Source organism: Mucilaginibacter sp. P4_G9 (assembly GCF_056400985.1).
Genome location: NZ_JBFUKF010000633.1, coordinates 1 through 2,019 on the forward strand (window position 1 = coordinate 1; position 2,019 = coordinate 2,019).

Consider the following 2,019-nt stretch of genomic DNA (forward strand, 5'->3'; position numbering starts at 1 on the left):
CCCCCAAACCAGGAATGGTTGCAAACACTCCCGAACCGGTTTTTAAAATGGTTTTCCAGTTATTCATTTTGAAAATCTGCGCTCACTTTTTGGGTTGGTTCTATATCCATGGGCCTGGTATAATGCGTACGGGTAAGAAATTTTTTACCCAATTTAAATACCACGGTATAAACGGTTTCATCAATGGTTACAGCAGTATTTGTTTGATCACTATCAACCATGTAATCGCTTAACAGTTCGATATGTTCTTTCCAGGCGGTGTTTTCAAATTTGCTTTTCCAAATTCTACGCGGTATTAAATATACGCTGGCTTTTTGCGGCTGCGATTGAAGCGTTAGTTTTATCCTCATATTAATACCGCCATATTTAGCAACCTGCATCTCGCGGCCCCACCAAACAGCCCAGCAGGTGAGCATTTTATGCTGATCATAAATTTTTCGGGGAATGCGTACCTTAATTAAAAAACCGGCAGAATCCTTGTCAATCACCCTAACTAAATCATGATACCAGTTTATTTCGGGAGTATTATAAGTAAGGGCAAAGCCTTCAAGCCTGCCTGTGGCTTTTATTTTGGTAGTAGGGTTTACGTGTAAAAAGGCCGTTATAACCGAGTCTGTTTTAAGTGTGGTATCAGGATCATTAACCCATTTAGTATAAATTGAATCCAGTTGCCTGGCATAAAACCGAAGACTATCAGCTTGCGAAAAGCCCTTTAAGCTACACGTGAGCATAAAGACCAAAAGTATAGCAGCTTTTTTTAAAATACATCGAAAAGTCATACTAATAGGCTTAAGGGAGGGGCAGACTGTTTAATATTTTAATTACGGGGCAATTAAAATACCGGCTATTTATAATCGGTTGAATATTAAACTAATATAACTCATAAAAAGGATACTTGCAACCCGTTTTTATGCCCGTATTTTGATTTCAGCCCCCACAGTATCTCTCCTCGGTGGTACATAATAAATAAAGTGTAAACATTCTTTACAATAGTTTACAGTTCATTTACAACAGTTTACAATTTACGATACAATAACTTTATTTTAAAGAAACTACTTTACTTAAAATTTAAATAAGCTTTACATTTAAATAAGTTTTTAAGTAGCAATATTAAGGTTATAACTCGCCTCGACATGACCGGTTCGCTTATCTACACTATCCTGCCAATATTTGGCATGATCATTATTTTGCTGTGCATGGCTATGTACCGATGGGGAAACCAGGCAAGACTAATAGAAAAACAACACTTTGGCGGTTACGGCCTGCAACTCGATATTTCGGTGATAACGGTATTTATATTAATTGCTGTGCTCTCCATAGCTGTTAGTGTTTTCTTTTATTATAAATCAACAGACAGCAAAATAACAAACTATGAAACATTGATTAGAAGAATGCAGCTTGACAGTATAAATACCAAACAAAACACCTACGAAACCATCACTATTTTAAAATCAAATTTTTTTTGCTACCGGTTTAAACTAAAGGATCTTCCAAACGATGTTCCTCCTGAAGTTTCTTCATTAAAATTTACTTTTTACAAAAACTATAATGACAATAAAAGTGGCATTGATCTGCCTGTTCAACCATCAGGGCAAGGTTATAAAGTAACTTTTTATTATACCAGTGAAGATTTCAAGGATGCCTACTCCAAAGTAAAACTGGAAGATACCACAACAAAAAAAACATGGGTGTCGTCTACATTTAACCCAATAACCCCTACCCTTGAACTGATCCCGGAAAAATCGACTACGCCATGAAAATTATATCAATTTTGTATTTTCTGTTACTAACATTGCCCGAATGTTGGGGGCAATCACAGTCTGGCCACTTCGACAACGAGTATAAAGAGTATAGTAACAGCAGAGCCGATTATAAAAACTGGAAGGTTTTTGTAATTGGTAACCAGCAATTTATAAGATCAATAAAACAAATTGATTACACCCTTGATGGTACTTATGGGCAGCAGCATATTGTGGTAATAAACAACGGCGATAATCCTTTTTTTACGATGTGTAATAA

At 36.1% G+C, this 2,019-nt stretch carries 3 protein-coding genes; 2 read left to right on the forward strand and 1 reads right to left on the reverse strand.

The window, feature by feature from the left end:
- Positions 1-59 precede the first annotated feature (59 nt).
- On the reverse strand, positions 60-731 hold the full coding sequence (locus tag AC1DPZ_RS26160; protein ID WP_477409023.1) for a hypothetical protein: 672 nt from the start codon (positions 729-731) through the stop codon (positions 60-62).
- Positions 732-1,133: 402 nt separating this feature from the next.
- On the opposite strand from AC1DPZ_RS26160, the gene AC1DPZ_RS26165 reads away from it, so the two are divergent.
- Together AC1DPZ_RS26165 and AC1DPZ_RS26170 are read left to right on the forward strand one after the other, a co-directional pair.
- Positions 1,134-1,757, forward strand: a complete 624-nt coding sequence (locus tag AC1DPZ_RS26165) for a hypothetical protein (RefSeq protein WP_477409024.1) — start codon at positions 1,134-1,136, stop codon at positions 1,755-1,757.
- The coding region (locus AC1DPZ_RS26170; protein ID WP_477409026.1) for a hypothetical protein at positions 1,754-2,019 on the forward strand (266 nt) is incomplete at its 3' end. The genes AC1DPZ_RS26165 and AC1DPZ_RS26170, both read left to right, overlap by 4 nt.

What these genes read in the sequence shown, in the direction of transcription:
- AC1DPZ_RS26160 (WP_477409023.1), bottom strand. Translation starts at nt 731, where the DNA reads ATGCTCACGTGTAGCTTAAAGGGCTTTTCGCAAGCTGATAGTCTTCGG.
- AC1DPZ_RS26165 (WP_477409024.1), top strand. Translation starts at nt 1,134, where the DNA reads ATGACCGGTTCGCTTATCTACACTATCCTGCCAATATTTGGCATGATC.